The sequence below is a fragment of the Micromonospora sp. NPDC049151 genome (assembly GCF_040648395.1).
In the GTDB taxonomy this organism is placed as follows: domain Bacteria; phylum Actinomycetota; class Actinomycetes; order Mycobacteriales; family Micromonosporaceae; genus Micromonospora.
The window spans coordinates 122,823-147,531 of sequence record NZ_JBEZDP010000004.1 but is presented as its reverse complement, the minus strand read 5'-3'; the positions used below and the strand labels follow the sequence as shown (position 1 = coordinate 147,531).

The 24,709-nt window shown below is 72.8% G+C and carries 21 protein-coding genes; 7 read left to right on the top strand and 14 right to left on the bottom strand.

Features of this window, described 5'->3' with window-relative positions; all coding sequences use genetic code 11:
• Positions 1 to 16: 16 nt before the first annotated feature.
• The 5 genes from AB0B20_RS07155 to AB0B20_RS07135 all read right to left on the bottom strand — a co-directional run bounded on the left by AB0B20_RS07155 (position 17) and on the right by AB0B20_RS07135 (position 8,494).
• Entirely contained in the window at positions 17 to 1,426 is a 1,410-nt protein-coding gene (locus tag AB0B20_RS07155; RefSeq protein ID WP_357385566.1) for a class II fumarate hydratase, read from the bottom strand.
• 44 nt (positions 1,427 to 1,470) lie between these two features.
• Positions 1,471 to 4,443: a BTAD domain-containing putative transcriptional regulator gene (locus AB0B20_RS07150; RefSeq protein ID WP_357385564.1), complete on the bottom strand. Its 2,973-nt coding sequence runs from the start codon at positions 4,441 to 4,443 to the stop codon at positions 1,471 to 1,473.
• Positions 4,444 to 4,704: 261 nt separating this feature from the next.
• Positions 4,705 to 6,372, bottom strand: a complete 1,668-nt coding sequence (locus tag AB0B20_RS07145; protein ID WP_357385562.1) for a fumarate hydratase — start codon at positions 6,370 to 6,372, stop codon at positions 4,705 to 4,707.
• A 76-nt stretch (positions 6,373 to 6,448) separates the two neighbouring features.
• Positions 6,449 to 7,885, bottom strand: a complete 1,437-nt coding sequence (locus tag AB0B20_RS07140; RefSeq protein WP_357468903.1) for a PQQ-binding-like beta-propeller repeat protein — start codon at positions 7,883 to 7,885, stop codon at positions 6,449 to 6,451.
• 120 nt (positions 7,886 to 8,005) lie between these two features.
• Positions 8,006 to 8,494: an Lrp/AsnC family transcriptional regulator gene (locus AB0B20_RS07135; protein WP_357385558.1), complete on the bottom strand. Its 489-nt coding sequence runs from the start codon at positions 8,492 to 8,494 to the stop codon at positions 8,006 to 8,008.
• A gap of 140 nt (positions 8,495 to 8,634) precedes the next feature.
• On the opposite strand from AB0B20_RS07135, the gene hppD reads away from it, so the two are divergent.
• From hppD to hisC, 4 genes are read left to right on the top strand one after another with little or no spacing between them, the layout of a single operon-like run.
• Positions 8,635 to 9,840: a 4-hydroxyphenylpyruvate dioxygenase gene (hppD, locus tag AB0B20_RS07130; RefSeq protein ID WP_357385557.1), complete on the top strand. Its 1,206-nt coding sequence runs from the start codon at positions 8,635 to 8,637 to the stop codon at positions 9,838 to 9,840.
• A 10-nt stretch (positions 9,841 to 9,850) separates the two neighbouring features.
• Positions 9,851 to 10,540, top strand: a complete 690-nt coding sequence (locus AB0B20_RS07125; RefSeq protein WP_357385555.1) for an RDD family protein — start codon at positions 9,851 to 9,853, stop codon at positions 10,538 to 10,540.
• A gap of 55 nt (positions 10,541 to 10,595) precedes the next feature.
• Positions 10,596 to 11,606, top strand: coding sequence for an RDD family protein (locus AB0B20_RS07120; RefSeq protein ID WP_357385553.1), 1,011 nt, complete (start codon positions 10,596 to 10,598; stop codon positions 11,604 to 11,606).
• On the top strand, positions 11,603 to 12,706 hold the full coding sequence (gene hisC, locus AB0B20_RS07115) for a histidinol-phosphate transaminase (protein WP_357385551.1): 1,104 nt from the start codon (positions 11,603 to 11,605) through the stop codon (positions 12,704 to 12,706). The genes AB0B20_RS07120 and hisC overlap by 4 nt, the downstream gene beginning before the upstream one ends.
• Positions 12,707 to 12,830: 124 nt before the next feature.
• Here hisC and AB0B20_RS07110 read toward each other — a convergent pair whose 3' ends face one another.
• The 5 genes from AB0B20_RS07110 to AB0B20_RS07090 all read right to left on the bottom strand — a co-directional run bounded on the left by AB0B20_RS07110 (position 12,831) and on the right by AB0B20_RS07090 (position 17,313).
• Positions 12,831 to 14,084, bottom strand: a complete 1,254-nt coding sequence (locus tag AB0B20_RS07110; RefSeq protein WP_357385549.1) for a PQQ-binding-like beta-propeller repeat protein — start codon at positions 14,082 to 14,084, stop codon at positions 12,831 to 12,833.
• Positions 14,085 to 14,151: 67 nt separating this feature from the next.
• Entirely contained in the window at positions 14,152 to 14,634 is a 483-nt protein-coding gene (locus AB0B20_RS07105) for an SRPBCC family protein (RefSeq protein ID WP_357468900.1), read from the bottom strand.
• Positions 14,635 to 14,746: 112 nt separating this feature from the next.
• Positions 14,747 to 14,956, bottom strand: a complete 210-nt coding sequence (locus tag AB0B20_RS07100) for a DUF397 domain-containing protein (RefSeq protein WP_357468897.1) — start codon at positions 14,954 to 14,956, stop codon at positions 14,747 to 14,749.
• Between the two features lie 171 nt (positions 14,957 to 15,127).
• Entirely contained in the window at positions 15,128 to 16,327 is a 1,200-nt protein-coding gene (gene fahA / locus AB0B20_RS07095; RefSeq protein WP_357469070.1) for a fumarylacetoacetase, read from the bottom strand.
• A 119-nt stretch (positions 16,328 to 16,446) separates the two neighbouring features.
• The gene (locus AB0B20_RS07090) at positions 16,447 to 17,313 is read right to left on the bottom strand and encodes a hypothetical protein (RefSeq protein WP_357385544.1); all 867 of its coding nucleotides are present in this window, start codon (positions 17,311 to 17,313) and stop codon (positions 16,447 to 16,449) included.
• 94 nt (positions 17,314 to 17,407) lie between these two features.
• On the opposite strand from AB0B20_RS07090, the gene AB0B20_RS07085 reads away from it, so the two are divergent.
• Positions 17,408 to 18,604: a homogentisate 1,2-dioxygenase domain-containing protein gene (locus AB0B20_RS07085; RefSeq protein ID WP_357385542.1), complete on the top strand. Its 1,197-nt coding sequence runs from the start codon at positions 17,408 to 17,410 to the stop codon at positions 18,602 to 18,604.
• Positions 18,605 to 18,659: 55 nt separating this feature from the next.
• On the opposite strand, the gene AB0B20_RS07080 is transcribed toward AB0B20_RS07085, so the two are convergent.
• Genes AB0B20_RS07080 through AB0B20_RS07070 form a run of 3 tightly spaced genes read right to left on the bottom strand, consistent with a single transcriptional unit; the run spans position 18,660 to position 22,207 of the window.
• Positions 18,660 to 19,700: an NAD(P)-dependent alcohol dehydrogenase gene (locus tag AB0B20_RS07080; protein WP_357468894.1), complete on the bottom strand. Its 1,041-nt coding sequence runs from the start codon at positions 19,698 to 19,700 to the stop codon at positions 18,660 to 18,662.
• A 45-nt stretch (positions 19,701 to 19,745) separates the two neighbouring features.
• Entirely contained in the window at positions 19,746 to 20,804 is a 1,059-nt protein-coding gene (locus AB0B20_RS07075; protein ID WP_357468891.1) for a tetratricopeptide repeat protein, read from the bottom strand.
• Positions 20,805 to 20,854: 50 nt separating this feature from the next.
• On the bottom strand, positions 20,855 to 22,207 hold the full coding sequence (locus tag AB0B20_RS07070; protein WP_357468888.1) for a BTAD domain-containing putative transcriptional regulator: 1,353 nt from the start codon (positions 22,205 to 22,207) through the stop codon (positions 20,855 to 20,857).
• Positions 22,208 to 22,381: 174 nt separating this feature from the next.
• Here AB0B20_RS07070 and AB0B20_RS07065 point away from each other — a divergent pair, with 174 nt between their 5' ends.
• The gene (locus tag AB0B20_RS07065) at positions 22,382 to 22,912 is read left to right on the top strand and encodes a hypothetical protein (RefSeq protein ID WP_357468885.1); all 531 of its coding nucleotides are present in this window, start codon (positions 22,382 to 22,384) and stop codon (positions 22,910 to 22,912) included.
• A 37-nt stretch (positions 22,913 to 22,949) separates the two neighbouring features.
• Here the strand turns inward: AB0B20_RS07065 and ispF are convergent, their stop codons facing one another.
• On the bottom strand, positions 22,950 to 23,432 hold the full coding sequence (gene ispF / locus AB0B20_RS07060) for a 2-C-methyl-D-erythritol 2,4-cyclodiphosphate synthase (RefSeq protein WP_357468882.1): 483 nt from the start codon (positions 23,430 to 23,432) through the stop codon (positions 22,950 to 22,952).
• A gap of 165 nt (positions 23,433 to 23,597) precedes the next feature.
• Between ispF and AB0B20_RS07055 the strand changes: the two genes are divergently transcribed.
• The gene (locus AB0B20_RS07055; RefSeq protein ID WP_357468879.1) at positions 23,598 to 24,704 is read left to right on the top strand and encodes a hypothetical protein; all 1,107 of its coding nucleotides are present in this window, start codon (positions 23,598 to 23,600) and stop codon (positions 24,702 to 24,704) included.
• The last annotated feature ends 5 nt before the right edge of the window (positions 24,705 to 24,709 follow it).

Below are 24,709 nucleotides of genomic sequence, written 5' to 3'. Positions count from 1 at the left end.
AATTACCGGTACCGGCTCAGGGGTGGGTCATCCGCAGCAGGTCCAGTGCCTCGTCCAACTGGGTCTCGGTGAGCTTGCCCGAGTCGACGTGCCCCCGGGAGATCACCACCTCGCGGATGGACACCTGCTTGGCCAGCGCCTCCTTGGCGATCGAGGCGGCCTCGTCGTACCCGAGATGGCGGTTGAGCGGGGTGACGATCGACGGCGAGCCCTCCGCGTACGCCAGGCAGACCTCGGCGTCCGCGACCAGGCCGGCCACCAGCCGCTCCGCGAACAGCCGGCTGGACGCGGCGATCAGCTTGATCGACTCAAGCAGGTTGCGGCCCATCACCGGGAGCATCACGTTCAGCTCGAAGTCGCCCTGCGACCCGGCGAACGCCACCGCCGCGTCGTTGCCGACCACCTGGGCGCAGACCTGCCGCATCGCCTCGGCGACCACCGGGTTCACCTTGCCCGGCATGATCGACGATCCCGGCTGGAGGTCCGGGATGCGCAGCTCGCGCAGCCCGGCGCGCGGGCCGGAGCCCATCCAGCGCACGTCGTTGGCGATCTTGTAGAGGCCGACCGCGATGGTACGGAGCTGGCCGGACGTCTCCACCAGCGCGTCCCGGGCGCCCTGCGCCTCGAAGTGGTTGCGCGCCTCGGTCAGCGGCAGCCCTGTCGACTCCCGCAGCTTGCCGATCACCCGGTCGGCGAAGCCCAGCGGCGTGTTGATGCCGGTGCCGACGGCGGTGCCGCCCAGCGGCAGCTCGGCCAGCCGGGGCAGCGCCGACTCCAGCCGCTCCACGCCGTAACGCACCTGCGCGGCGTAACCGCCGAACTCCTGCCCGAGCGTGACCGGCGTGGCGTCCATCAGGTGGGTACGCCCGGCCTTGACCACCGTCTCGAACTCGGCCGCCTTCTCCTCCAGCGCGCCCGCGAGCTGCTTCAGCGAGGGGATCAGATCCTCCACCACGAACTGGGTGGCGGCCAGGTGGATCGAGGTGGGGAACACGTCGTTGCTGGACTGCGACGCGTTGACGTGGTCGTTCGGGTGCACGTCCCGGCCCAGCTCGCGGCTCGCCAGCGTGGCGATCACCTCGTTCGTGTTCATGTTGGACGAGGTGCCGGACCCGGTCTGGAAGACGTCCACCGGGAACTGGTCGTCGTAGCCGCCCTCGGCCACGTGCGCGGCGGCGGTGGCGATCGCCTGCGCCACGTCCGCGTCGATCACGCCCAGCTCACCGTTGACCAGGGCCGCCGCCCCCTTGATCTGCGCCAGGGCCTTGATCTGGGCCGGTTCCAGCCCGCGCCCGGAGATCGGGAAGTTCTGCACCGCGCGCTGGGTCTGCGCCCGCCACAGCGCGTCGGCGGGCACCTCCACCTCGCCCATCGAGTCGCGTTCGATCCGGTAGCCGGTCGCCTCTGGAGTCGTCACGCGTACCATCCTGCCGCGCCACTGGCCGGTGTGCAGGGAAAGTGGCGCGGCCCTCAGCCGAGCTCGGCCAGCAGCCTCTCCGCCTCCCGCTGGTCCGGCGACTCGACCTGGCGGAACAGCGCCAGCGCCCGCCCGGCGTACCGGCGAGCCCGCTCGGCGTCGGTGTGCCTCAGGCAGCGGGCCATGCCGTCGAGCGCACGAGCCTGCTCGTAGCGAGCGCCGAGCCGAGCGGCATCAGAGAGCACCCGTCGGTGCAGGTCCAGCGCGCTGGCGACGTCGCCCTGATCGAGGATCGCCCGGGCCAGCAGGTTCCGGGTGGCACACTGCCCGACCAGATCCCCGGCGTCGGTCATGGCCACGAGCGCTTCCCAGTGCAGCTCGGCGGCCAGTTCCGGCCGGCCTTCCTCGCGCTCCATCGTGCCCAGCTCGTTGAGCAGCTCACCCTCGCCGTAGCGGTTGCCCACCTGGCGCTTGAGCCTTGCACCGGCACCCAGGAGCCGAAGCGCGGGGCCGCGCTCGCCCCTTCGGTGCCGCGCCATCCCGAGGTGGCCGATGGCGTTACCGACCTGCCGCAGATCGCCGGCCTGCCGGGCCACGGCCATCTGATCGCGGCACATCCGCACCGCCTCGTCGTAGCGGCCGATCTCGATAAGCGTGAACGCCAGGTTGTTCAACCAGCTCAAGAACGAGGTCGGGTCCGGCATCCGGCGAGCGGGCACCAGCAGCGACTCGAACACCTTGATGGCCCGCTGGGGCTGTCCGTCGACCCCGTACGCGGTGCCGAGGTTGCCGAGCGCCTTGACCAGGTCGTCCCGGCGGCCGAGCCGCCGGTAGATGCCGACCGCCGCCTCCATCCGCCGGATGGCCTCTGCGAACCTCGCCCGGCGGTAGTCCGCCGAAGCCAGATAGTTGAGCATCGTGGCCACTGCTTCGTCGTCGCCCAGGCGCTCCGCGGCACGCAGACCGATCTGGTGCGTCTCCACCAGATCGTCGAGGTGACCGCCGTAGAAGTTTATCGACCAGCCCACCCGGGCGAGCTGCCAGCTCTGCTGGAGGAAACCCTCCTGCTCGGCCAGCCGGACCAGGGCCGTCATCGCCGGCCGATTCTCCTCCAGCCACGGACGGCCGAGGGCGACGGTGCCGTCCACCAGGTCGGATCGCACCGGCTCGGGCAGTGACGGGCACCCGACCGAATCGATCGCCTTCCCCAACGCCGCGGCGACGTGCAGGTGAAAGTCGAGGAGCCGTGCCGTCACCGCCCTTCGCTCCTCGACGGTCTCGCGTTGCGCGACGAGCATGCGCGCGTACTCCCGGATCAGATCGTGCAGCCGGTAGCGGCCCGGCTCCGCCTCGTCGACGAGGTGCGCGTCGACGAGTTCGTCGAGGGCATCCTGAGCATCCGGCACCGACAGCTCCGTGAGCACCGCCGCCACCCGGTTGTCGGCGGTGACGCCGGGGTGCAGCCCGAGCAGCCGGAAGACCCGCTGCGCGACCGCTGACACCTGCTCGTACGACAGCGCGAAGGCGCGGGCGACCGAGCGCTCCCCCGCGGCCAGCTCGGCCAGCGGATCGGACGCGCCGGCCAGCCGCTGCGCCAGGTCCGCCACCCGCCAGCGCGGCCGGTGCGCGAGCCGGGCCCCGGCCAGCCGCAGGGCGAGCGGAAGGTGACCGCAGCGCCGGGCCACCTCCGCCGCCGCCTCGGGCTCGGCGGCGATCCGCTCCGTGCCGGCCACCCGGGCCAGCAGCTCGACCGCTTCATCGCTGTCGAGTACCGGCAGCGACGACGGCCGGCCCGAGTCCAGGCCGACCAGTCGGCGGCGGCTGGTGATCAGCACCAGGCAGTCCGGGCCGTTCGGCAGCAACGGCGCCACCTGGTCCGCGTCGGCGGCGTTGTCGAGCACCACCACCGCCCGCCGGCCGGCCAGTTCGGACCGCCACACCGCCAGCCGGTCCGCCAGGTCGGCGGGAACCCGCTCGGGCGGCACGCCGAGTTGCCGGAGCAGGGTGGCCACCGCCGCGGTCGTGGCGAGCGGGCTCTGTTCGCTGTGTCCGTGCAGGTCGACGAAGAGCTGCGCGTCGGGGAACCGGTCGGCGACAGCGGTCGCCACCTGTACCGCGAGTGTGGTCTTGCCGCTACCGGCCATGCCGTCGATGAGCTGGACCCGGATTCCGTCCTCGACGATCTCCCGCACCAACCTGGACACTGTCTGCTGCCGCCCGGTGAAGTCGCTGATCGTGCGGGGCAGCGCCCGCACCGGGGCGGTGGGCCGGTTCTCCGGCCCGCCCAGCGCCACGTCACCGGCGAGGATCCGCTGGTGCAGCTCCTGCAACGCCGCGCCGGGTTCGATGCCCAGCTCCTCGGCGTAGATCCGCCGCCCCTCCCGGTAGACGGCGAGCGCGTCCGCGTGGCGGCCGACCGCCGAGAGAGCCAGCATCGACTGCCCGCGCAGGCGCTCCCGCAGCGGGTTGCGCTCGACCGCCTCGGTCAGCTCGTCGATCAGATCGGCGGCCATGCGCAGCCGCAGCTCGATGTCGACGCAGTCCTCCAGCACGCCAAGCCGCTGCTCGTCCAGCGCCCGGGCCCGCTGCCGCACACTGCGGGCGGGGACGCCGGCCAGCGCCGGGCCACGCCACAGCGCCAGCGCGGCCCGGTAGTGCTGGCGGGCCTCGGTCAGCCGGCCGGCGGCGGCATTCCGGCGGGCCGTCTCCACAGTGCTCGCGAACACCTCGGCGTCGAGGTCCCCCGCCTCGACCCGGATGGTGTAGCCGGCCGGATCGGTGACGATGGTCCCGGCCGGCAGTCCGAGCCGCACGAACCGCTGCCGCAGGCGCGACACGCAGCTCTGGAGCTGGGTACGCGCGGTGGCCGGTGGGCGCTCGTCCCAGACGGCGTCGACCAGGTCCTCGACCGGTACCACTCGTCCCGGGCGCAACAACAAGACGGCGAGCACGGTCCGATCCCGTCCCGCGGTGACTGTGGCCTCACCGCCACCGACCCGCAGGGGCCCCAGGATTCCGAACCGCATCCGCGCTCCCACCCGTCACGAGCAACATTCAGCAGAGTAGCCCGATGATCACCGGGTGCTCCGAGCAGGCGATAGCGATTCGATAGCGGTTCGGCAGCGGCCTCACCCAGACTTGCCGCGGGTTGTCGGTTACGGCATCCGACGGGGGCGGTGCGCCTGTCCGGCCACGCGGCCGGGCAGGCGCACCGATGTCGATGCACGACGAACACGCCGAGGGGCGCTCGGGATCTCTCCCGGGCGCCCCTCGGCGTATGTCCGGACTCAGCGCCGCCCGACGGTGAGCACCGGCTTGGTGACCTCGGCGAAGAAGTCGTTGCCCTTGTCGTCGACGACGATGAAGGCGGGGAAGTCCTCCACCTCGATCTTCCAGACCGCCTCCATGCCCAGCTCGGCGTACTCCAGCACCTCGACGTGCTTGATGCAGTCCTGCGCGAGGCGGGCGGCCGGGCCGCCGATCGAGCCGAGATAGAACCCGCCGTGGGCCTGGCAGGAGCGGGTGACCTGGGCGGACCGGTTGCCCTTCGCGAGCATCACCATCGAGCCGCCGGCCGCCTGGAACTTCTCCACGTACGCGTCCATCCGGCCCGCGGTGGTGGGACCGAACGAGCCGGAGGCGTAGCCCTCGGGGGTCTTCGCCGGGCCGGCGTAGTAGACCGCGTGGTCACGCAGGTATTGCGGCATCGGCTCGCCCGCGTCCAGCCGCTCGGCGATCTTCGCGTGCGCGATGTCCCGGGCCACGACGAGCGGGCCGGTCAGGGACAGCCGGGTCTTCACCGGGTACTTCGACAGTTCGGCCCGGATCTCGTCCATCGGCCGGTTCAGGTCGACGCGGACGACCTCCTCGGTCTCCAGCGTCTCGTCGGTCACGTCGGGCAGGTAGCGCGCCGGGTCGGTCTCCAGCCGCTCCAGCCAGACGCCCGACGGGGTGATCTTCGCCACCGCCTGCCTGTCGGCCGAGCAGGACACCGCGATCGCGACCGGGCAGGAGGCGCCGTGCCGGGGCAGCCGCACCACCCGTACGTCGTGGCAGAAGTAGCGCCCGCCGAACTGCGCGCCGATGCCGAAGTTGCGGGTCAGCTCCAGCACCTCGGCCTCCAGCTCCAGGTCACGGAAGCCGTGCGCGCTCATCGAGCCCTGAGTGGGCAGCGCGTCCAGGTATTTCGCGGAGGCGTACTTCGCGGTCTTCAGCGCGTACTCGGCGGAGGTGCCGCCGATGACGATGGCCAGGTGGTAGGGCGGGCAGGCGGCGGTGCCGATGAGCCGCAGCTTCTCCTCCAGGAACTGCATCATCCGCGTCGGGTTCAGCAGCGCCTTGGTCTCCTGGTAGAGGTAGGACTTGTTGGCCGAGCCGCCGCCCTTGGCCATGAACAGGAACTTGTACGCGTCGGGGTGGCCGTCCGGGTCCTCGGCGTACAGCTCGACCTGGGCGGGCAGGTTGCTGCCGGTGTTCCGCTCGTCCCACATGGTCAGCGGGGCGAGCTGCGAGTAACGCAGGTTGAGCCGGGTGTACGCCTGGTAGACGCCGCGCGAGATCGCCTCCGCGTCGGTGCCGTCGGTGAGCACGTGCCGGCCGCGCTTGCCCATCACGATCGCGGTGCCGGTGTCCTGGCACATCGGCAGCACGCCACCGGCCGCGATGTTCGCGTTGCGCAGCAGGTCGAGCGCGACGAAGCGGTCGTTCGGCGAGGCCGCCGGATCGTCGATGATCGACCGGAGCTGGGCCAGGTGCGCCGGGCGCAGGAAGTGGGCGATGTCGTGCATCGCCTCCGCCGTGAGCGCGGTCAGCGCGCCCGGATCCACGGTCAGGAACCGGCGGCCTCCCGGGCCGTTGACGACGTCCACGCCCTCGTCGGTGACCAGGCGGTATTCGGTCTCGTCGGGGCCGGTCGGCAGCAGGGGTGCGTACGAGAATGCGGCGGCACTGCTCATGACCGAAAAGCCTAGGGCAGAGGCGTCGATCGGTGGCACCCGCAGGTGGGTGGTGGGACGACGCTCTCACAGGCAGTCACCCGCCGTCGGCGCAGAGTTCCCGTTTCGGCCCGCAACTGCCCTGGCCGGCCGGCGGGCGCCAGCTGCCGTCCGGGTCCGGCGCGACCGGTGCGCCGTCCCGCTCCGGTCCCGGCACCGCTGCCGTACCGGCGCCCCAGCGGACGTACCCGATCTCCCGTCCCTCGCCGATGATCATGCCGTTCGGGCCGACCGCCAGCGCGTTCGCCGACGTGCGCAGCTCGACCAGCACCCGGCCCCCGCGCGGCTCGACAGCGATCAGCCGGGACGGCTTCTCCTCGGTGATCACCGCCGCGTACGGGGTGAGTGCCGCGCCGCTCTTGCCGCCTGCCGGCCGGGTCCAGCGGGTCCGGTCGGCGGACAGCTCCCGGCCCAGCAGCGAGCCCTTGTCGGCGCTGCGCACCACGGCGTAGCGGTCGTCCACGGCGAGCAGCTTCTCGCCGTCCGCGCCGACCTGGAGCAGGCGTCCGTCGTACCCGTCGAGCACCGCCTCGCGCCCGTCCGGGGCCACCCCGATGAGTACGTTGCGCCCGCCCTGCGGATCCTCCCGCTGCACGCAGCCGGCGTAGTCGGCGGTGCGCAGGTTGAGCCCGGTACGCCGCCACACCTGCTGACCGTTGGCCGGGTCCACAGCGGTGACCGCGTAGTAGCAACCCCCGTCCCGGGAGGTGGCGGCGATCCGGAGCAGCCGGCCGCCGACCACGGCGAGCCGCTCCTCCCGGCCGGGCTGGACGTTCTGCAACACCCGGCCGGTGGCGGTGTCCACCACGTGCACCCGCCCGTCGACCGGGAAACCGAGCAGCGGTGGGACGGACTCCGGCCCGGCCACCCCGCCGTCGATCCGGTTGGCGCCCAGTCGCCGGGTACCGAGCAGTTCCGGGTTGTCGGCGAGCACGCCGCTGTGCACGCCGGGCAGGAACGCGCTCCACAGCGGGGCGGTGCCACGCGGCTCCCAGGCACGCAGCGTGCAGTCGGTGGGCTGCACGCAGTACGCGTCCAGCAGCAGGTTCCGGTACGTCCAGACGGCGATCGCGCGGTCGTCGCGGCGGCGGGTCACGCCGCTGACCGGGTCGAGCACCTCGTACCCCTTGTCGAGCAGCCGGCCCACGGCGACGACCGGGTCCCGGTCGCCGCCCGCGACCGCCGACCAGTCGGCCTTGCGTTCCCACAGCCGGCTGCCGTCGGCGAGGTTGCGCGCCTCGATGCGGGTGCGCTGCTCCACGATCACGGTGTCGCCGGCGATGGTGACGCTGCGCGGCGTGCCGCCGACGCGTTGCTGCCAGGCCACATCCGGCTCGGAGATCGGCTTGCTGCGGTCGACCCAGTCCCACAGTGCCGGGAAGGGGTTCCAGACGCCTGTCGCGGCGAGGACGACCACGGTGACGAGCCCGAGCAGCAACCAGCCGCGTACGCCTAGGCCCTTCACACCGCACACGGTAGCGACGATCACCTGTCCCCCGGGCCGCGTGCGGCGCGTGTCGCGGCGCTTCTTGGGTGGGTGAGGTGTTAATAGGGGGCCCTTCCACCTCCGAATGCGTTAACAGGGGGCCCTTCCTTACCCGCGGGCGGCGGAGCGGACGAGCGGCAACGTGCGGTACGGGATCTGCTCGGCCAGCGCGATGATCGTGGACGCGCGCCGGATGCCCTCCGAGGCGACGATCTGGTCGATGACCCGCTGGAGGTCGGCGTTCGACCGGGCGACGATCCGGCAGAGCATGTCGCTGGAGCCGGTGATGGTGTGCGCCTCCAGCACCTCGGGGATGGCGGCCAGGTGCGCGGTGACCTGGTCGTGGCCGTGCCGCTGGCTGATCTCCAGGGTGACGAAGCTGGTCACCCCGAAGCCGATGGCGGCGGGCGTGATGTCCGGCCCGAACCCGGTCACCACGCCCCGGCCGACGAGCTTGTCGAGCCGGGCCTGGACCGTGCCCCGGGCCACGCCGAGTCGGCGGGAGCACTCCAGCACACCGATCCGCGGCTCCTCCGCCAGCAGTTCGATCAAGCGCGCGTCCAGGTCGTCGAGCTGTACATCCTGACCAGTGTTCATGGTGCCCGACGGTACCGAATGCACAACCTGACCAGGAATAACGCTAACTGTTGCCCAACTCACCGTGACCCGTAGATCCTCGCCGGAAGAGCACATCCACGGCGGCCCCCGAGGCCGGCCGGTACGCGAGGGAGGCCACCATGACCCAGGCGATCGACCGACCCCAGTCGACCGAGGAGGTCGACGTCGACGCTCTCGTCGGCGCGGTCGACCACGACATCACCCGCGACCCGTTCCCGGTCAAGGGCATGGACCACGTCCACTTCCTGGTGGGCAACGCCAAGCAGGCGGCGCACTACTACTCCACCGCGTTCGGCATGACCTGCGTGGCGTACCGGGGTCCGGAGCAGGGCTACCGGGACCACGCGCAGTACGTGCTGACCAGCGGTTCGGCCCGCTTCGTGCTGACCGGCGCGGTACGCCCGGACGCCGACGGCGCCGACCACGTGGCGAAGCACAGCGACGGCGTCTGCGACATCGCGCTGGAGGTGCCGGACGTGGACGCCGCGTACGCGCACGCGTTGGCGCAGGGCGCGACCGGCGTGGTCGAGCCGCACGACGTCAGCGACGAGCACGGCACCGTGCGGATGGCCTCCATCGCCGCGTACGGCGACACCCGGCACAGCCTGGTCGACAGGTCCCGCTACACCGGCCCGTTCCTGCCCGGCTTCGTCGCTCGCGGCCCGATCGTGGACCGGCAGCCGATGATCGACGCCGGGCTCCAGCCGAAGCGGTTCTTCCAGGCGGTCGACCACGTGGTCGGCAACGTGGAGCTGGGCCGGATGGACGAGTGGGTCGAGTTCTACAAGCGCGTCATGGGCTTCTCGAACATGGCGGAGTTCATCGGCGACGACATCGCCACCGACTACTCGGCGCTGATGAGCAAGGTGGTCGCCAACGGCACCCGCAAGGTGAAGTTCCCGCTCAACGAGCCGGCCGTGGCCCGCAAGAAGTCGCAGATCGACGAGTACCTGGAGTTCTACCAGGGGCCCGGCGCCCAGCACATCGCGGTGGCCACCAACGACATCCTGGCCAGCGTGGACGCCATGCGCGCGGCGGGTGTCGAGTTCCTGGACACGCCGGATTCGTACTACGAGGACCCGGAGCTGCGCGCCCGTATCGGCAACGTCCGGGTGCCGATCGAGGAGCTGCAGTCCCGCAAGATCCTGGTCGACCGGGACGAGGACGGCTACCTGCTCCAGATCTTCACCAAGCCGGTGCAGGACCGCCCCACCGTCTTCTTCGAGCTGATCGAGCGGCACGGCTCGCTCGGTTTCGGCAAGGGCAACTTCAAGGCCCTGTTCGAGGCCATCGAGCGCGAGCAGGAGAAGCGCGGGAACCTGTAACACTGTCCGCGTGACCCAGCCTCCTCCGAACCCGACGCCGCCGCCCGCCGGACATCCATTCGCGGGCGGCGGCTTCGCGCCGCCCGGCGGACCGGCGGTGCCCGCACAACACGTTCCTCCGGGGTACGCCGGCCCGCCCGGCTACCCGCCCCCCGGGTACGCCCCGGCGCCCGCCCCGCCTCCGGTGGCGCCGAACGGGCAGCCGCTGGCGGGCTTCGGCGACCGGCTGCTGGCCTACCTGATCGACGTCGCCGTCGCCATGGCGGTGACGCTGGTGTTGTTCATGCCGGTCTTCCTCCTGCTCATCTTCTGGATGGTCGACCAGATCGAGCAGGCCGGCCCGAACGGCCCGGACCCGGCCGACATCTGGACGGACGTGTTGCTGCCGCTGCTCGCCGCCGAGTTCGGAATCCTGCTTCTGATGCTCGCCTTCTACTGGGTCTACCACGTCGAGTACGCCCGCCGGACCGGGCAGACGCTCGGCAAGAAGGTGATGAAGCTGCGGATCGTGCCGATGCAGCCGGACGCCCCACTGACCCGGGGCATGCTCGGCAAGCGCTGGCTCGTCGAGTTCGCCGGTGGGATGTTCGTGCCGTTCCTCAGCTACCTCGACGGTTTGTGGCAACTCTGGGACAAGCCCTGGCAGCAGTGCCTACACGACAAGTTTGCCGGAACGGTCGTCGTTAAGGTTGGCCAGTGAGCGCGAGGAGTGAGCCGGGTCTGCGAGCCCCGCAGTCGCGAACAAGGACGGCATCGTGAGTTTGGAACCTGGCTGGTACGTCGACCCCGCCGACACGGAGACCCGCAGGTGGTGGGACGGCGAGGGCTGGATCGGCGCGCCGATTCCGGTCGACGTCACCCCGCCCGAGGGTCCGCCGCCCGCGGAACCCGAGCCCGCGCCGGCCGCCGCGACGCCCGCCGCCGAGCGCCCGGCCTCCGGGCCCGGCGACCGGCCCGAGGCGACCCCGACGTCCGGCACGCCGGGCGGACCGAGCCCGTGGCCCGGCCAGCCGGGTCAGGCCGGTCCCTGGCCGGGTCAGCCGGGCCAGCCCGGCCAGGTGAACCCGTGGCCGGGCCAGCCCGGGCAGCCGGGACAGGCCGGACCGGGCACGCAGGGGCCGCCGCCGGGCTGGCCGTACCCGCACTGGCCCGGCGCGCAGCCGATCCCGCGCCCGCACGGGCTGCCGCTCGCCTCCTACGGCGCCCGGCTGGTCGCGCGCCTGATCGACCTGGGCATCGTGTTCCTGCTCAACGCCGTGGTGAACGGCTGGTTCGTCTGGCGCTACATCGAGGCCGTCTCCCCGTACCTGCGCGAGTCGGTGCGCCGGGCGCTGAACGGCGACACGTCCACCGACGGGCTGCCCCAGATCGACGACCAGGCCGGCGGTCTCCAGATCGCCATCCTGGTGATCGCCACCGCGCTCTGGTACGCGTACGAGGTGCCGTCGATGGCGGCGCGCGGTCAGACCTTCGGCAAGCGGCTGATGGGCATTCGCGCGCTGCCGGTCGAGGCGGACCAGCCGCTCGGCTTCGGCCGGGCCACCCGGCGCTGGAGCACGCTCGGCCTGCCGACGCTGCTCTGGTACTGCTGCGGGCTGGGCCTGCTGCTCCAGCTCATCGACGCGATCTCGCCACTGTTCGACCATCCGCTGCGCCAGGCCCTGCACGACAAGCGGGCGCAGACGGTGGTGGTCCAGCTCCCCCGCAAGCGTGACCCCCGTACCACCCCGCCCGAGAGCGCCGACACCCCGGGAGACACCCCATGACCGACACCGGACGCCAGCAGCCCGCGCTGCGGCTGACCCGCGCCGACCTGGACGCGCTGCCCAACTACGTGCCCGGCCGCAGCCCGGCCGACCTGGCCCGCGAGCTGGGCCTGGCCGAGGCGATCAAGCTGGCCAGCAACGAGGTGCCGTACGGCCCGCTTCCGGGCGTGGTGGAGGCGGTGGCCGAGGCGGTGGCCGGTTCGCACCGCTACCCGGACATGGGCGTGGTGGCGCTGCGCCAGGCGCTCGCCGAGCGGTACGGCGTGGACGCGGACCGGATCGCCACCGGCTGCGGTTCGGTGGCGCTGGCCGAGCACCTGGTGCGCGCCACCTGCCTGCCCGGTGACGAGCTGCTCTACTCGTGGCGCTCCTTCGAGGCGTACCCGATCATCGCGGCGACCAGCGGCGCGACAAGCGTGCGGGTGCCGAACGACGCCGGCCACGGGCACGACCTGGCCGCGATGGCGGCGGCGGTGACCGACCGGACCCGGATGGTGCTGGTCTGCAACCCGAACAACCCCACCGGTACGGCGGTGCGCCGCGCCGAGCTGGACCGCTTCCTCGACGCGGTGCCGGACGACGTGCTCGTGGTGATCGACGAGGCGTACCGGGAGTTCGTCACCGACCCGGAGGTGCCGGACGGCCTGACCTACCTGGACCGGCCGAACGTGGCGGTGCTGCGCACGCTGTCCAAGGCGTGGGGCCTGGCCGGCCTGCGGATCGGCTGGCTGGTCGCGGCGCCCGAGGTGGCCGCCGCCGTGCGCAAGGTGGTCACCCCGTTCTCCACCAGCATGGCGGCCCAGGCCGGCGCGCTCGCCGCGCTCGCACAGGCCGACGAGGTGGAACGGCGCTGCGCGCTGGTCGTGGCCGAGCGGGACCGGGTCACCGAGGCGCTGCGCAAGTTCGTGCCGGACGTGCCGGACAGCCAGGCCAACTTCGTCTGGCTGCCGCTGGGCGAGCGGGCGGTGGAGTTCGGCCGGGCGTGCGAGGCGCGCGGCGTGATCGTCCGGCCGTTCCCCGGTGACGGCGTACGGGTCACCATCGGCACCCCGGCCGAGAACGACGCGTTCCTGGCCGCCGCCGAGGCCGCGCTGGCCTGACCGGGCGCGCCCGGGCCGGTCCGTCAACCCCCTACGGACCGGTCCGGGCGTCTTCGTCCGAAGACCGATCAGACAAGAGAACCCTAGGGGCTTTTGTCCGTTTTGTAACGCTCGACTCGCCGAGTCAGGTCACCGCGAACAGCACCGGCTCGGCCATCAGGAAGTACCCCTGGTCGTCGTCCTCCGCGGCGGCGCTCTCCCGCAGCCGCTCCACCGCGACGTAGCCGTCCACCGCGTACGCCCGCCCCGGCCGCCAGCCGATCCCGTCCCGTCCCAGGTCCAGCACGAAGCTCGACCGGGTCGTGCCGGTGAGCGGGTCGACGGTGACCAGTTCCCGCCGGTCGGTCAGCAGGTGCACCCGTCCCGGCTCGGTCGCGAGCACCCGGGCCGGATGGATGTCCGCCCGGCGCCACAGCTCCTCGCCGGTACGCGCCGAACGCCCGACCACCACGCCGCCGGCCGTGTCCACCGCCCGCTCGCCGTCCAGCACCGTGTCCGGGTGGTCCAGGCCGGGCGCGGCGGCCGGTTCGCCCGGGTCGGTGACCAGCCAGCCCCGGCTGCCCGCGCCGTCCGGCCCGGCGGTACGCAGCCCGCGACAACCCGAGTGCCCGTCGCGGCAGCCCACCGGCGTCACGGCGAGTTGTTCCGGCGCGTCCGGCGGACGCCAGCGGGTCCGCACCACGCCGGTCGCCGCGTCCCGCAACTCGACGGCGGCCGGGCCGTCGCAACGGTCCACGCCGACCAGCTCACCGCTCGCTGTCGTACCCACGTCGGACCGGCAGCCCCGGCCCACGTCGACGTGCCAGAGCCGGCGGCCGTCGGCCAGGTCGTACCCGCCGACCCCGCCCGGGCCGGCCGCCACCAGCACGGTCCGCCCGTCCGCGGTGCGCGCCACGTGCAGACCCGCCGGATCCCAGACCGTGGCGGCGAAGGTGCGTCGCGGCTCCGGCACCGACCCCGGCCGCGGGCCGTCGGCCCGCCAGGCCACCCGGCCGGTACGCGCGTCCAGCGCCACCAGCCTCCCGTCGGACCAGCGGCTGACGACTGTGGTCTGCTCGGCGAGCACTCCGGCCAGCTTCGCCGGCCAGCGGCGGAAGGACCAGAACGGGGTGACCCGGTGCCGTCCGGTGACCGGCTGGTCCGCGTACACCTGACGGGTGCCCGCGTAGACGCGGAGGCGGCCGTCCACGACCAGCGGCGCCACCGGCAGCCGGGCGAGCACCCCGGCGGTCGGCGCGGGCGCCTCCGGGTAGGGCTTGCGGGCCGGCGTGTCGACCTCGGCGGGTGCCAGCACCCGGACGACCACGGCGACCGACGCCGCGACGGCGAGCACCGCCACCAGCGCCACCACGGCCCGCCGCTTCGCGGCCTTCGCCATCCGTCACCTCCGCCCCGGCACCCTACCGGCCGCGTGCGGGCCGGGTACGGGGAGCGGCCGGGTCGGCTCAGGCGGCCTCGGTGGATCGGGCGGAACCGGCCGCTAGTGCCAGGTCGGCCAGGTCACGCCGGAGCGCGCCCTCGACCGCGCGGGCGGCCAGGCCGCCGAGGATCAGGGCCAGCACCCGCCCGTACGCCCGGGTCGGCACCGCCTCCTGCTCGACGGTGACCTCGGTGCAGCCGCGCCGCCGCCGCTCGACGGTGCGCAGCGTCCACGTGATCCGGTAGTCGGCGCCGGCACCGCGCGAGCCGAGCACCAGACGGCTCGGGGCGACCGACTCGATCACCTCGAACTCCTCCGGCTCGGTGCCGCCGTCCGGCCGGAAGCGGGTCTCCCGCCACACAGTGCCCGGTCCGAACCCGCCGGCGCCGAGGACCTCGACCGCGTCCACCGCCGAGAGCCAGTCGGCACGGGCCGGGAGGTCGGTGAGCAGCCGCCACAGGTCGGCGTGCTGCGCTTCGATGAATGCGGATACCGTCACCGTCGACATGGCACCTCCCGTGTCGTACACGGTACGGGGCGTGACGGGAAACGGGGAGCCTCGCTGTGACATTTCCACCGCCGGTGCCCCGATCCGGGGCACCGGGGTGTGGCACGGACGGTCAGCCGCGCAACGAGCCGCCCCGCAGCGCGGTGACGAACGCGGCCCAGCCCGGTGGGCTCACCGCCAGCGCCGGGCCGTCCGGGTCCTTCGAGTCGCGTACGCCCACCACGCCGTGCGCGGCGACCACGTTCGTCGCCACCTCGACGCAGAGGCCCTGATCGTTCGAGCGGCTGCTGGTGCGCCAGACGGCACCGGTCAAATCGGTCATGCTCGGTCCTTCCTGCTCGGCTTCCCGGGTACGCCCCGGCCCGGCACCGCGGGCGGCTCCCGGCTCGACCGGGAACCACCGGCCGGGCGTACGTGATCCGGACCGATCAACGGCGAAGGAAACGGCCCCGGTCGCACATCTGGTGCGACCGGGGCCGTGGCAGGCCGGATGTCAGCGGGCCGGGAGGATCGTCCCGGTGACCTCGCCCAACGCGACTGTGGTGCCGTCCGGGCCGGGCGCGGTGGCGGTGATCGTCACCGTGTCGCCGTCCTCCAGGAACGTCCGCTCGCTGCCGTCGGCGAACTTGACCGGCTCGGACCCGCCCCAGGTCAGCTCCAGGAACGACCCGACCTGACCGCGCTCCGGGCCGGAGACGGTGCCGGAGGCGTAGAGGTCGCCGGTACGCAGCGACGCGCCGTTGACGGTGAGGTGCGCGAGCTGCTGCGCCGGGGTCCAGTACATGCCGGCGAACGGCGGCTCGGCTACCCGCTCGCCGTTCCACTGCACCGACAGCGTCAGGTCCAGCCCGAGGCGCGGGGTGTCGCGCAGGTAGTCCTGCACCGGCGGGTCCTGGTCGGGCGCGGGCACGAACGCGTCGGCCAGCGCCTCCAGCGGCGTCACCCAGGCCGAGACGGAGGTGGCGAACGACTTGCCGAGGAACGGCCCGAGCGGCTGGTACTCCCACGCCTGGATGTCCCGGGCCGACCAGTCGTTGACGAGCACCACGCCGAAGACGTGGTCGTCGAAGTCGGCCACCGGCACCCGCTCGCCGAGGCGGCTCGGCACGCCCACCACGAAGCCCACCTCGGCCTCGATGTCCAGCCGGACCGAGGCACCGGTGGTCGGGCCCTGCACGCTGGCCCGCTGCCCGGTCGGGCGGATCACCGGCGTGCCGGAGACCACCACCGTGCCCGCCCGGCCGTGGTAGCCGATCGGCACGTGCTTCCAGTTCGGCAGCAGCGGCGGCTGGCCGGGCCGGAAGATCTGCCCGACGTTCGAGGCGTGGTGCTCGGAGGAGTAGAAGTCGACGTAGTCGGCCACCTCGAACGGCAGCGCCATCTCGACCTCACGCAGCGGCACCAGCAACGGCTCGACGGCCGCCCGGTGCTCCGGCTCGGTGAGCAGCTCGACGACCCGCTGCCGGACCGCCGTCCACTGCGGGCGGCCGAGCGCCATGAAGGCGTTGAGCGTCGGCCGGCCCAGCGCGCCGCCGGCCAGCACCAGACCGGCGGCCTCCGCGCCGGCCAGGTCCAGCGCGAAGTCACCGATGCGGACGCCGACGCGCGGCTCGCCCTCGCCGTGCCGGAACACGCCGTACGGCAGGTTCGTCACCCCGTACGGCGACCCCGCCACACCCGGAACCCAGCTCATGCCGTGCTTGCCGGGCATGCCGGGCATGCCCTCACGGCCCTCGCTCCGCTCGGTGCGTTCGCTCATGCCGTGCTTGCCGGGCATGCCCTCACGGCCCTCGCTCCGCTCGGTGCGTTCGCTCATGCCTCAAAGCCTCCGTTCACCAGCCCCAGCCGGATCAGATCGGTAAGTGGGTCGGAGATGCTGCACGAGCCGTACCCGACCCAGAGCGGGCGCTCGGCGTCGCGGTGCGCCCGGGCCGGCTCGACCACGCGTACCGGGTCGGTGGCGGCGAGCAGCTCGGCCACGGCGTCCACCTCGGCGCCACCGACGGCGGCGAGCGTCGCGCCCAGCACGTTCACGAAACCGTGGTGGTTGAAGCCGGTCTCCGGGTCGCGGTGCCGGATCGCGTGGTGCAGCCCGGCGGTGAGCTTGAACGGCAGCTTCCGGTCCCGGCAGGCGCAGATCACCGCGGCCAGCTCGACCGGGGTCGGGAACAGCTCGGCGGCGAGCCCGCCGGTGCGGAACTTGGCGGCCACCGGCAGCCCGCCGGCACGCGCCTCGGCGAGCGTGTCGAGCGCGCCCATCAGCCCGAAGGTGAGCGGGATCTCCGCGTACACGGCGGTGGTGTCGAGCCGGCCGGCGAGCGTCATCAGCGCGGACAACCCCGGTTGCGGGTCCTCGCCGCGCTTGGCCACCGGCGCCTCGATCTGCCGGGCGGCCACCCCGTCGGGCGCGAGCGCGTCCAGCGCCTGCGGGAGCTGGTCCAGGCCGGTGTCGCCGACCAGCCCGATCACCAGCCCCTCGGCGGGGTCCACCAGGCCGCGCAGCGACCCGCGCTGGATCTCCGAGGCGGGCAGCAGCAGCGGACCGACCATGTCCGCGTACCAGGCGGTGCGGTGGGTGCGGTGCGCGGTCACCGCGTCGGGCAGCGGGGCGTTGCCGGGCGGGAAGACCGCGGCGTCGTCCACCAGACCGGAGAGGAGGCGGGGCACCTGCGTTGACACGAGACAAGAATGTACGGGACGCTACGAGGAACGGACAACAGCGTCCGATTATCGGACGCCACCGGCCGGAGAACGGGACATATCGGGAGGCGAAATGCCGTACTACCGCAGCGTCGGCGACGTGCCGCGCAAGCGCCACACCCAGTTCCGCCAGCCCGACGGCACGCTCTACGCGGAGGAACTGGTCGGCCAGGAGGGCTTCTCCTCCGACTCGTCGCTGCTCTACCACCGGCACGCCCCGACCGCGATCCTCGCCGCCGAGGAGTACGCCCCGCCCACAGTCACCCGCGTGCCGAACCTGCCGCTCAAGCCGCGCCACCTGCGCACACACAAGCTCGACGGCACCGGCGCGGACCCGGTGCTCGGCCGGCAGTACCTGCTCGCCAACGACGACGTACGCATCGCGTACGTGCTCGCCGACCGCCCGTCGCCGCTGTTCCGCGACGCCACCGGCGACCACTGCCTCTACCTGGAGGCCGGGTCGATGCGGGTCGAGTCGCCGTTCGGCGTGCTGGACGCGGTCGCCGGTGACTACGTCGTCATCCCCACCTCGACCATCCACCGCCTGGTGCCCACCGGCGACGAGCCGACCCGGCTGCTCGCCGTCGAGGCCGCCGGCCACATCGGGCCGCCCAAGCGCTACCTCTCCGTACGCGGGCAGTTCCTGGAGCACGCGCCCTACTGCGAGCGCGACGTCCGAGGACCGGACACCCCGCTGCTCGTCGACGGCGAGGAGGTGGAGGTGCTGGTCAAGCACCGGTCTCGGGCCGCAGGACCGGGTGGCAGCGGCACAGCCTGGACGCGTCATGTCTATGCGAACCACCCGTTCGACGTGGTCGGCTGGGACGGGCACATGTACCCGTGGGCGTTCTCCATCCACGACTTCGAGCCGATCACCGGGCGGATCCACCAGCCGCCGCCGGTCCACCAGACGTTCCAGGGCCCGAACTTCGTGATCTGCTCGTTCGTGCCGCGCAAGGTGGACTACCACCCGGCCGCCATCCCGGTGCCGTACAACCACCACAACGTCGACTCCGACGAGATGCTGTTCTACACCGGCGGCAACTACGAGGCCCGGCGCGGCTCCGGCATCGAGCAGGGCTCGATCTCGCTGCACCCGTCCGGCTTCACCCACGGCCCCCAGCCGGGCGCGGCCGAGCGGTCGATCGGGGCGGAGTTCTTCGACGAGCTGGCCGTCATGGTGGACACGTTCCGGCCGCTGGACCTCTGCGACGCGGCCGCCGACTGCGAGGACGACGGCTACGCCTGGACCTGGGCGCGCAAGTCCTGACGTACGCGAGAAGGGGCCGCGCCCGGCACGGACGCGGCCCCTTCGCACGCGGTCGTCAGAACGTGGACGCGTCGATGACGAAGCGGTAGCGCACGTCGGAGGCGAGCACCCGCTCGTACGCCTCGTTGATCTTCTCCGCCGGGATGACCTCGATCTCTGCGCCCAGCCCGTGCTCGGCGCAGAAGTCGAGCATCTCCTGGGTCTCCGCGATGCCGCCGATGTTCGATCCGGCGAACGACCGGCGGGCCGGGATCAGCGAGAACGCGTGCACCGACAGCGGATCCTCGGGCGCGCCCACGTTGACCAGCGTCCCGTCCACAGCCAGCAGCCGCAGGTACGCGTCCATGTCGAGGGTCGCGCTCACCGTGTTGATGATCAGGTCGAACGAGCCTGCCAGCTCGGTGAACGTGTCCTCGTCCGCCGTGGCGTAGTAGTGGTCGGCGCCGAGCCGCAGCCCGTCCTCCTGCTTCTTCAGCGACTGCGACAGCACAGTCACCTCGGCGCCCATGGCGTGCGCCAGCTTCACCGCCATGTGGCCGAGGCCGCCCAAGCCGATCACCGCCACCCGGCGGCCCGGCCCGGCGTTCCAGTGCCGCAACGGCGAGTACGTGGTGATGCCGGCGCAGAGCAGCGGCGCGGCGGCGTCCAGCTCGATGCCGTCCGGGATGCGCAGCACGAAGTCCTCGGTGACCACGATGGCCTGCGAGTAGCCGCCCTGGGTCGGCTTGCCGTCCCGGCCCACCCCGCCGTACGTGCCGGTGCTGCCCTTCAGGCAGTACTGCTCCAGGCCCTTGCGGCAGTTGTCGCACTCCCGGCAGGAGTCGACGAGGCAGCCGACGCCCACCCGGTCGCCGGCGGCGAACTTCGTGACAGCGGAACCGACCTCCCGCACCACGCCCGCGATCTCGTGACCCACCACGATCGGGTAGCGGGTCGGCCCCCACTCGCTGCGCGCGGTGTGGATGTCGGAGTGGCAGATGCCGGAGAACTTGATGTCGATGAGGACGTCGTCCGGTCCGAGATCGCGCCGCTCGATGGTGGTCGGGGCGAGCGGTTCGGTCGCGGACGTCGCCGCGTAGGCGTTGACGGTGAGCACTGGTTCCCGCTTCCTTCAGCCGGTGTTTCCGGTGCTCCTACCCTCTCACCGGCGAGTGAACGCGGTGAATCCGGCCACCACCGACGCGGTGATCGCCCCGGCGAGCGGCCACGGGCCGCCGACCAGCGCGTACACGAGCAGCAGCAGCACCGCGGCGGCGGCCGCGTAGACCGGCACGGCCAGGCCGCGCGACATCGCCTCGCGCAGGCCGGGCTGCCAGGTGGCCGGGCGCCGCAGCAGCACCGCCACCCCGGCCACCGACAGCACCGCGAGCAGCCGGGACGCGCCCGGCGAGGCCGGGGCCAGGGCGGCGACCAGCACGCTCGCGACCAGGGACAATCCGGCCACCGACAGCATGAGGCGCCGGATGCCGGCGTCCACCGTCCGGGCCGGGTCGGGCCGGGCCACCGGCAGGTCGGCCAGCGCGGTCAGGTGCTCCAGCGTCTCGGCGTAGCGGCGTCGTTCCAGCCGGGCCACGCCCACGTCCCGCCCCGCCTCGCCCAGCTCCGGGTCCAGCCGCAGCGCCTCCCGGTAGGCCCGCTCGGCCAGGTCGAACAGTTGCAGCCGCACCGCGACCAGGCCCAGCACCAGGTGCGCCTCCGGCTCGTCCTGGGCCAGCTCCACCCCGCGCCAGGCCGCGTCCAGCGCCGCCTGCCCGTTGCGGGACGCGGAGAGGAGGGCGGCGGCACTGCGCTGCGCGTACGCGTCGCCCGGCGCACGCGCCAGGATCTCGTCGGCGGTGGCCGCGGCGGGCTTCCAGCGTCCCAGGTCGAGCAGCGCGAACCCGCGCGCCACGAGCGCCGGCACGACCGCCTCGGGCGGGGCGGCGGGCGACGTGCCGGGTGTCTCAGCGGTGCCGTCCACGGTGGGCGTCTCGACGGCGGGCACGAGCGTCTCGACGGCGGCGAGCGCCTCGGCCGGCCGGCCTGCGGCCAGGTGCATCCGGGCCAGCATGGTCAGCGCGGACAGGTGCCCGGGCTCGGCCGCGAGCAGCGCGGTCAGCTCGCCGATCCCCTCGTCGTAGCGCCCCAGCTCGGCGAGCAGGTGGGCGCGTTGCAGGTAACCGTCGGCGGCGGACTGGTCGGGGGCGGCGTCACTCGGCATCCCGGCGAGCGTATCCGCCCCGACCCACCGCGCGCCGAGGGTGCCCGGCGTCAGGCACTCCGGCAGGACGCGCCCGCCCGGCCGCCGCACGTGCCCAGGCTGCACCACCGGCGCAGCCCGCTCTCGTCCAGGAACAGCCACCCGCACCGCCGGTCCGGACAGACCCGCACCGTGAACCGGGCCGGATCGGCGAGCAGCTGCGCGCCGCTGAACGCGGCGGCGTGCACCGGCAGTCGGAGCCCGGCCGCCAGGTCGGGCCACCACCTGCCGCGTCCGTCTGCCTCGCGCCGGAAGACGAGCGTACGGGCGGCGGCCTCGGCGGCCCGCGCGACGTTCTCGAAGGCAGGGCCGTCGTCCGGGTCGACCAGGCTGGCGTAGAGCGCGGCGCGGAGCGTACGGGCCTCGTCGAGCACCGCCTCCGCCGCTGCCGGGTCGCGGCGCGCGAGGTGCAGCAGGCGGTTCGTCGAAACCTCGTCCACCAGCCCGACGTGGCCGGCCCAGACGGCGAGGGTGCGGTAGCCGCGCAGCCACTCGGCGCCGGGCAGCGGCGGCTCGTGCCCCCACCCGGCGAGCGTGTTGCAGAAGTCCAGGGCCGGGTGGCCGCCCACGCTCCACGGCAGGCTCTCGTCGCCGACCCGGATCTCGTGCATCGGCCGGCCGGCCCGGTCCAGCCGGTCGTCGCCCGCGAGCACCCGGCGCTGCACCTCCCGGAGGCGGGGCCCCGGCTCGACGCCGAAGTCGGCCACGAGCAGGTCCCGGGTGGCGCGGTAGAGGCGCAACGCGTCGGCCCGCCGGTCGCCCCGGTACAGGGCGGTCATCAGGACCGCCACGAGGTGTTCCCGCGTCGGGTGCTGGGCGGCCAGCGGCATCAGGTCGGCTATCGCGCGCGTGTGCCGGCCCAGCGCGAGCTGCGCCTCGGCCCGTAGTTCCACGGCGACAAGGCGAAGTTCCTCGACCGTGCCGTGCAGCCGGTCCCGCAGCTCGTCGTCCGCCGCGTCGGCGAGCAGCGGCCCGCGCCAGAGGGCGAGCGCCCGGTCGAGTGACCGCACCCGCCCGGCGGGATCGGCGGTCCGCCCGGCCGCCCGGACCAGGTCGGCGAACTCGTCGACGTCGACCCGGTGCCCGTCCTCCTCCACCGCGTAGCCCTCACCCCGGGTGCTGATCAGAACCCCGTACGGGTTGAGTGAGCCCCGCAGCCGCCCGATGTACGTCTGCACCGCACTCCGGGCCGTGGCCGGCGGCCGGCCGTTCCAGAGCAGGTCGATGAGGCGATCGGTCGGCACCACCCGGCCCACGTCGAGCAGCAGCACCCCGAGCAGGCAACGCTCCTGGCGCCGGCTGCCGACGTCGACCGGCCGGCCGTCGTGGCGGGCCTCGAACGGCCCGAGCAGGCGGAACTCCATACCGAACAGGACGACCCGGTACCGGCCGGGGGTTGTCGCCCGACGGTGATCGCGTGGTGAGGGACCCGGCCGACCGGGTCCGCCCGCGCGACACCTGCCGCTCGACACGGTGAGCCGGTGGTGAGCGGGTCCGGCGATGCTCGCCGCCCGGACCAGCGAGGGATGGAGTGGAACATGCGGTTCAGGATGAGTATCGCGGTGGCGAGCGTCGTGGTGGCGGCGGTCGCGGCCCTACCAGGGTCGGCGTCCGCCGCGCCGGAGCGGCATCCCGCCCCGGGTGCCTGGGAGCGGGCACCCCAGGCGCCGTTCGAGATGCCCGCCGGCGCGCGGTGCGAGTTCGCCGTACGGGTCGAGCCGATCGTGGACGAGGTGCGGAAGCTGACGATCGAGACCTACCCGGACGGCGCCCCGAAGCGGGAGTTGTTCACCGGCGCTCTGATCAACCGGGTGACGAACCTGGAGACCGGCGCCACCTCGACGGCGGACGCGAGCGGCACCGCCCTCGTCGTCTACCGCACCGACGGCTCGATGACCTGGTACGTGACCGGGCCGGTGCTGCTCGGCTTCCGGGAGAACGCCGGCACGCTGCCGAAGGGGCTGTGGATCGTCGACGGCCAGTTCCGGGTGGAGTTCTCCCCCACCTACGACAAGACGATCACGATGCTCCACGGCACGACCCACAACGTCTGCACCGACGTCGACTGATCGGGTGACGCGGTGACCGGCGTCCCCGGTCACCACGTCAGTCGGCCGGCGCCTCGTAGACCAGGGCCACAGCGATTCCGGCCAGCCCCTCCCCGCGCCCGGTGAAGCCCAGCCCGTCGGTGGTGGCGGCGGAGACGGTCACCGGGGCGCCGACCGCCTCGGAGAGCACCCGCTGCGCCTCCTCCCGGCGCGGCCCGATCTTGGGGCGGTTGCCCACCACCTGCACCGACACGTTGCCGATGTGGAAGCCCGCCGCCCGTACCCGGCGCGCGCTCTCGGTCAGCAGCGCCACCCCCGACGCGCCCGCCCACTCCGGCTGGTCCACCCCGAAGTTCGCGCCCAGGTCGCCGAGGCCGGCGGCGGAGAGCAGGGCGTTGCAGGCGGCGTGTGCCGCCACGTCGGCGTCGGAGTGGCCGGCCAGGCCGTCCTGGTCGGGCCAGTGCAGGCCGGCGACCCAGCAGGGTCGTCCGGCAGCGAACGCGTGCACGTCGGTGCCGACGGCCACCCGAGGAACGATCATGACCAGAGGGTACGCGTCGCGCCTTGACGGCGGCCCGGGCTGTGGTTAGCTTTGGTTGTTGTACGCCCCAGTGTCGCCTCTGCCTCGTGCAAGCGCCTGGGGCTCTTTCGTTGCCGTCGGCGCGGCGGGCGATCCCTCGCGATCGTCACGCTTAGCATCCGCTCCGTGACGCATCACCCCCATGCTCGAACGGTGCACCACTGGATCTCGCCCGGCAGGTTCCACCCCTATCTGGCTGCCGCCGGTGGCGACGAAAGCAAAGCCTGCGAGTTGTACGAGTGGAGCGTCGCCCTCACAGGCGCGTCGTTCGAGGCGTTCCACTACGTCGAGGTCGTTACCCGCAACGCGATTGATCGGGAGATGAGAGCGCACCTCAACGAGCCGGACCGCGGCATCCCGTGGTTCCCCCTCGAGGTCAGCGGTAGGCGCCACGTGCAGGACGGCATCGACCGGAACGTCGCGGAGGTCCGCGCGCGCCTGCGTCGAGAACATTCCCGGAAAGAAACCCGCGACCAGATCATCGCGGGCTTAAGTTTCGGCTTCTGGGTCTCCATGTTGGGCTCGGAGCACGAGCAACTGTGGCGGGAGGCCCTGCACCTCGCCTTCCCGCACTCGTCCGGCAAGCGCCACGACGTCGCCAGCGCGATGAATGCTCTGCGGGTGTTCCGCAACCGGCTTGCCCATCATGATTCTCTTCTCGCGACCGACGTGCCGTTCCGCCTCAGTCAGATGATCGACGTCGTCGCGTGGGCCGACCCGGATGCCGCCCGCTGGCTCAGGAAGATTGAGCGGGTGACAGAGGTACACCGACTGCGCCCAGCCGCCCGCAACGACACGGTCGTGGTCCCCGCCAAGAACGCATGGGGGCTCTACCAGTCGGCGCGAGCGTACGTCTGCCAGGCAGGCAGGTCATTTCAACCTGTGGATCATCTGGCCGTCTACTCGCAGCGCCAGATCCTTCCAGAGGTGCCCAAGATCCTCTTCCGGCTCGACAACGTCGATTGGACGGTCGGTGAGGTGAACCGGCTCCGAGCGGCGGGTGAACCACGCGACGCACTCCTCGCCGACATCATCGAGGTCAGCCGGAAGCACGGGTGGACCGAGGGGCGTTATCAGGTGTTCGGACTCACGGCGCCGGGGTCGGCGGGCCATCTGACGCTACCGACGCCGATCCCGCACCACGGCCGAGGCAGAGGTAGCGCTTTCACGCAAGGCCAGCGGTATGTCGTCCGAGACCGCCTCCGCCGGGCTCGATCCACCGCCGACCTGTGAGGCGG